Annotated in this window: 6 protein-coding genes and 1 pseudogene; 2 read left to right on the top strand and 5 right to left on the bottom strand. The window is 47.0% G+C overall.

The genetic code is table 11. The features are described 5' to 3' along the window. Window positions 1–353, top strand: a pseudogene (locus tag RMO35_RS11335) (hypothetical protein); the annotation flags it as partial. A gap of 42 nt (window positions 354–395) precedes the next feature. On the opposite strand, the gene RMO35_RS11330 reads toward RMO35_RS11335, so the two are convergent. After that, a complete protein-coding gene (locus RMO35_RS11330; RefSeq protein WP_309741292.1) occupies window positions 396–1,994 on the bottom strand; it encodes a type II CAAX endopeptidase family protein in 1,599 nt (532 codons plus the stop codon). Between the two features lie 40 nt (window positions 1,995–2,034). Here RMO35_RS11330 and RMO35_RS11325 point away from each other — a divergent pair, with 40 nt between their 5' ends. Then, a complete protein-coding gene (locus RMO35_RS11325; protein ID WP_309741291.1) occupies window positions 2,035–2,214 on the top strand; it encodes a hypothetical protein in 180 nt (59 codons plus the stop codon). Between the two features lie 139 nt (window positions 2,215–2,353). Here the strand turns inward: RMO35_RS11325 and RMO35_RS11320 are convergent, their stop codons facing one another. From RMO35_RS11320 to RMO35_RS11305, 4 genes are all read right to left on the bottom strand, one after another. After that, the gene (locus RMO35_RS11320; protein WP_309741289.1) at window positions 2,354–2,677 is read right to left on the bottom strand and encodes a hypothetical protein; all 324 of its coding nucleotides are present in this window, start codon (window positions 2,675–2,677) and stop codon (window positions 2,354–2,356) included. A gap of 104 nt (window positions 2,678–2,781) precedes the next feature. Next, window positions 2,782–3,675, bottom strand: a complete 894-nt coding sequence (locus tag RMO35_RS11315; protein WP_309741287.1) for an ABC transporter permease — start codon at window positions 3,673–3,675, stop codon at window positions 2,782–2,784. 36 nt (window positions 3,676–3,711) lie between these two features. Then, a complete protein-coding gene (locus RMO35_RS11310) occupies window positions 3,712–3,942 on the bottom strand; it encodes a transporter suffix domain-containing protein (RefSeq protein WP_309741285.1) in 231 nt (76 codons plus the stop codon). A gap of 39 nt (window positions 3,943–3,981) precedes the next feature. Beyond that, complete coding sequence (locus tag RMO35_RS11305; RefSeq protein WP_309741284.1) at window positions 3,982–5,001, bottom strand: ATP-binding cassette domain-containing protein; 1,020 nt, start codon at window positions 4,999–5,001, stop codon at window positions 3,982–3,984. Window positions 5,002–5,594 lie beyond the last annotated feature (593 nt).

The following is a 5,594-nucleotide window of genomic DNA, read 5'->3' as shown; positions in this document are numbered from 1 at the left end:
TGGAGAACAATAAAACTGTCTTCCGACCGATTGCCGAAAAAGCGACTGTGAAGCCTGGAGATATTATTAAATACACCGTAATTGCCAAAAATAATAGCCGCTGTCCACTCAAGAATTTAATTCTCAAGCAACCGATTCCTAGGGGAACTAATTATGTGAAAGATTCTGCTAGGTCGCTTGAGGGTGCCGAACTATTATTTAGTATCGATGGGGGCAAAACTTTCGTTGCTCAGCCGAAAATCGGCACCCAACCAGCGCCCACGACCGCTTATAATTATCTACGCTGGCGGTTTAGCGGTCTGATGATGACTAATGCTCAAGTGCAGACTACTTATAAGCTTCAGGTGAAGTAGGGGTTCAATAATTAATAATTAATAATTATTAATTATTAATTATTAATTCCCGCTACCTAAGATAAATAAACTTGCCAACGTGGTACTGTTCCAGAGGCTATGTAATAACATCGGTGCCAAGAGATTGCGCGTGCGAACGTAGACGATACCTAAGATAATCCCTAAAGTAGTTAAGGGCAAAATTTCCGATAGGCTCAAATGGGCAACTCCAAACACTAATCCACTAATCGCGATCGCACCCCATACTGGTACATAGCGAGTCAATGAGGGCAGTAGAAATCCGCGAAACAGGAATTCTTCAAATAAGGGTGCTGCGACTGCCGCAGTGACAAAGAATAGGACTAAGGCAGTCGAATCTCTACCTTCAAGGACGATTTGGAGTAAGGGGTTACTACCGCCCTGTCCGTGCCAAATTTTATCATTAATTAATGACACTACGATCACGATCGGCGTGGCAATTAAATAACCACCAATGCCCCACAGTAACCAATTAGATCGCCAATTAAATTTAAACCAATCTGGTGGCAGGGGCATATAACTTTTAATCGACAGAAACAATACGCCGATGCCCAAACTTGCCATCAACACATAACTACTGAAGACATATAATCCTTGTCCTCGCGTCGTCAAGGTGGCGGGTTCGACTAAGATACTAAAGATTGCAGGTAGTAAAAATTGACCGACAAAGAAGAAGCCGACGACAAATACTTGCCAAACAATTTCCCAGTCCCAAGGTGTTTGCCACGGGTTCAGATGTGCGAGTAAGATTTCTGGCACAGATCGCTCTTTGCGCTGTTGGATCGCGATAATAATCAGCCTGACTATAAAAAATACCAACAAAAACACACCACTCACGCCCAAGAGAACGCGGGGAATAGTAATCAATGCTAGCTTGATGAGGGCATTCTTAGCTTTAAGTTGTTCGGCGATCGCCAGCTTATCTAACTCGGGACGATCGTCTAAATCTGTGTATACTTGAGTCAAAATCCGATCGCGAAACCAGCCGTCAAAATTAGTGGTAATTTCTGCTTTAATTTGCGGTAAGGTATTTCGATCGATACTGGGTGATTTTTGCCAAATTCCGATTAGTGATGCGGCGACATTTTTAGATGTCGATCGAGAGGCGTCGGTGATAACTTTATGCCAAGTGACAATCGCTTGTTCTGGCTGTTTATTCGCGGCTTGTAAAATACCAATGCGGAGATCGATTCGCTCGATTTCTAGCTGCGCTGCGGCAATTGTTTTATTAATTAAATTAGTTTGAAGTGCCAGCGATTCTTTGGTATTGGCATTGCTCTCTGCCGAACCTAAACCTGCTAAACTTGTTTTAAGTTTCTCGATCGCGAGGACATCGCTCGATCGAGCATTTTGATACTGTTGAGTGGCAGATTTGAGGATATCCGTACCGACAATCGATGTCTGCAATGCCCCCAATCCTTCGAGATCTTCAGTCGGTTTCCATTCCGAGGCGACGAGTACGAGATTGGTTTGATACAGCTCGAATTTGCCTTGGATCTGGGGTCGATCGAATGTACCCACTAGCGAGGAAATTAGCTTGAGCAGGATAAAGGCGGTCAACACGCTCAGCAAAATGCGGCGTAATGATTGAAAAGATATCAGATTTGGGCGATCGAGACTCATTAAAATGCTAATTTAAAGTTTATCATCAGATCGTTATTATATGACTTTAACTCAGAAGTTTGCTTATCTATTTAGCATTAGTCTCGGACTGAGTATTTTATTGTACTTACTACGCGGTTTTGGAATTTTTACTTTTTTGCCGGGAGGCATACTGCTGGCGCTAATCTTCCTCACGATCGCTACTTTTTTCTCCTACACTATTCTCATCACCAAAAGATGATCGGGCGAACAGATCGGTGCTAGATTCGGTCTAGTTAAGATCGACGACAGATCGAGAGAATTATTACCTCTTACCTACCCTATCGATCGCGTCAAACAAAATAGTGGATATTCACGGCTGAATTATCCACTATCAATAATTATCTGGATTTAATGGTTGTTGCTGGTGCAGTTTTTTTGTTACGCTCGCGCAATAAACGCAACCGTTCGGTGCGAAAATCTTCGGTAGCGGAGTTAATTTGGTCGCTTTGTTCGGCACCATAATTAGGATTACTTCTGCCATTAAGTTGAGCTTGGTTGATGATATTCAGCAAGCCAGAAGTATCGCCGCCAGATGCTCGACTGAAGGGGTAGCGATTGTCGCTACTCCCACCAAAAGTATTATTTTGGGCGGAGGCGATCGTCGGGGCGAGGGTCACAGATAGACCTAAGAGTAGACAGATGGGAGTGAGGAGTAATTTCATATTTAAGTCAAAGATTTGGAGTGTAATTGTGTGGAAAATTCGGACACTGCTAGCGGCATTTGCTATTAACTAAGATGCCAAACCAGGCTAAATAGTTCCTCAGATTAGGCTAAACGCCGTTTTAACAGGGGTTGAATGACAGTTAGGGTAAATCCAGCAAAACCGACTAAAATCGCGAGGGAGGTGCCAAATGAGACGTTTCCCCAGGGCGCTTGTAAGACGATGCTGCTCAGATCCCAATGCGCGTGATTGTACAAGTAACGAATCGGCTCGATCGCGTATGTCAGGGGATTGAGCGCCGCGACCCATTGCAGCCATTGGGGCATAAATGACAGAGGTGCTAATGCCGTACTCGCAAATAACAGCGGTAAGTTGACGACAAAAATCACGGCAATCAGTTCGATATGTCCGGGTAAGGCAAAGGTCAAACCCAGACTCAGCGCTGTCACGCCCAATACTAGTAATAAAATAATCAGTGCAATAATCCCTAATCCAGCCACACTGGGTAAACCCGCACCCATCAGCGCATTCACGCCAATGATGGCGGCGGTTTGGACGAAACTGAGGGCGACGATATAAATCGCCGAAGCAGCCACGATCGAATAGCGCGATGCTAGCGGCGCAACCAGCAATCGATTGAGAAAGCCAAACTCCCGATCGAACATCACGGGTAAGCCAGCATTTAAGGCACCCACGAACGCGGTAAAGACAATCAACCCCGCACCTAAAAATTGCCCATAGCTCAAGTCATTACCCATCATCCCCTGGGGCGCATTTTGAAATAAAGCGCCAAACAGTACCAACCACATCAGCGGCTGGATAATCCCGGCAACCAGGGTCGATGGACGACGCTGGAGCTGGATAAATAGGCGTTTAGTCAGTGCTAAGGTTTCTTGGATGAAATCAGCTAAATCGTTAGATGCTAACGGTTCGCGCGATCGCAGTCGATCGCTGGGAGCTAAATTTAGAGGTTTGGAGGTGTCGATCGTGCCGCTCATGGTAGGTTTGTAGTGAAGAATTGAATGAGGTGTTAGTTATCTTCTGTTGGTAACTCGCTGCCACCAGTAGTACGGATTGAGCTGGCGACGGAACCGATGGGCGAGTTCTTTACCTGTTAGCAGTATGCCCACCCAGAATAAGGCTTCGCTAACGATGACTAAACTTGTAGTGCCGATCGCTTTCTGAGGGAGCTGGGCGGGGAGGAAGGGGACGATGAGGATCGCCACCCACAATAGACAAGATATGGCGATGAGGATTATTCCCAATTTGGTATGAACTCTCGATCGCACTGAATCTCCATCCCCCTAGCGCATACTTTGTTTTTTCTCGGCTTTGAGGTCGCGCTTGCTCGCCGCACTGAGTTCGGCATCGAGCAGAGTTTTCCCGGTCGCCGCTAGATAGACATCATCGAGGCTCGGTCGCGATTGGGAGATCCCGAAAATGGGAATACCCGCCGTCTGTAGCGATTGCTGAATCGTCATCAGCACATCGCGATCGGGCGTAACGACGAGGTTGAGCGAGTTTGCCGATGTCGAATTGACGATCGCCTCCTGGACGAAGGGCAATTCGCTGAGCATTTGTTTAGCTCTTTCGGCTTCGGGAAGGGGCGTAAATTCCCGAATCCGGAGCGTAATCCGATCGCCACCTAACTTATTTTTGAGTTCTGTGGGCGTACCTTCAGCAATCACCAAACCACCATCGATAATGCCAACGCGATCGGCTAATGCGTCTACTTCTTCGAGATAATGACTGGTAATCAAAATCGTCGTCCCACTAGCACGGAGCTGGCGCAAGAAGTCCCAAACTACTACCCGACTCTCGATATCGAGTCCGACTGTCGGCTCATCGAGGACGAGGACTTCCGGCTGGTGGAGTAATCCCGCCGCCAAATCGATGCGTCGCTGCAAGCCGCCGGAGTAGGTACCCGTCTTTTTATCGGCATAGCTATTGAGATCGAGGATTTCCAGTAGTACCTCAATCCGCTGTCTAGCTTCCGCTTTGGGGATATGGTACAAAGATGCCTGAAGTTCTAGCAATTCTCGCCCCGTCAAGATCTTGTCGAGGGCGACTGCCTGCGCGACATATCCCAGGCGTTTACGGGCTTCACGGGGCTGTTCGAGGACAGAAATGCCTCCGATCTCGATCGTCCCGCTATCGGGCTTGGCAAGGGTACACAAGCAGCGAATCGTGGTAGTTTTACCCGCACCATTCGGGCCGAGCAAGCCAAAAATTTCGCCTTGCTCGACTTGGAAGGATACGTCTTTAACCGCCGTGACGGTTCCATAGCTCTTGGACAGATTTTGAATATTTACTGCGGCTGCCATTATCTATCTCTGATTATGGACGATTGGTAATCCGGCTCGATCTGCGGTGATGATTTCTACTCGCCACTACTCGATCGATCTGATTACTACTGTTATCTATGTTAACAATTTCCATTACCAGACGGCACATTTTTTACTTTTCTCATCGCGATCGCCGATTGGATCGATTACTGTACCGTCGGCTACTAAACAACACTAGACTTCCTGCGAAAGTCAGGGGATAGGGGATAGGGAATAGGGAATAGGGGGTTCTTCGGATGAGAACAGTACTGAAGAAGATTTTGTTTTTACTTTCGCAGGAGGTCTACTACGTCGTGAGTCTACTCCCTTCCCACCCAAGAAATAGACATTTGCAATTCACTATCCACTATCCACTATCCACTATCCACTATCCACACTAGATGTCTAATTTGTCACTGAGAAGGGAGTAGACAGCCCGCCTTCAATCATAATGGAAGCACGATCGGAGATATTTCGGGCTATGGGTGCAAAGTTGTGGCGAGTGGGATGGTTAGGCGCGATCGCCGTGTTACTCGCAGTGGTTTACTCTGGCTGCACTCTCTACCCACCGCGTCTGGGACAAATTAGTGCCC

It is taken from the genome of Chamaesiphon sp. OTE_20_metabat_361 (genome assembly GCF_031364565.1).
The sequence above is the reverse complement of the archived record's forward strand: the minus strand, read 5'-3'. Positions and strand labels throughout refer to the sequence as shown.

Coding starts and splice junctions, on each gene's coding strand:
- RMO35_RS11305 (WP_309741284.1), bottom strand. CDS start 5,001: ATGGCAGCCGCAGTAAATATTCAAAATCTGTCCAAGAGCTATGGAACC.
- RMO35_RS11330 (WP_309741292.1), bottom strand. CDS start 1,994: ATGAGTCTCGATCGCCCAAATCTGATATCTTTTCAATCATTACGCCGC.
- RMO35_RS11315 (WP_309741287.1), bottom strand. CDS start 3,675: ATGAGCGGCACGATCGACACCTCCAAACCTCTAAATTTAGCTCCCAGC.
- RMO35_RS11325 (WP_309741291.1), top strand. CDS start 2,035: ATGACTTTAACTCAGAAGTTTGCTTATCTATTTAGCATTAGTCTCGGA.
- RMO35_RS11320 (WP_309741289.1), bottom strand. CDS start 2,677: ATGAAATTACTCCTCACTCCCATCTGTCTACTCTTAGGTCTATCTGTG.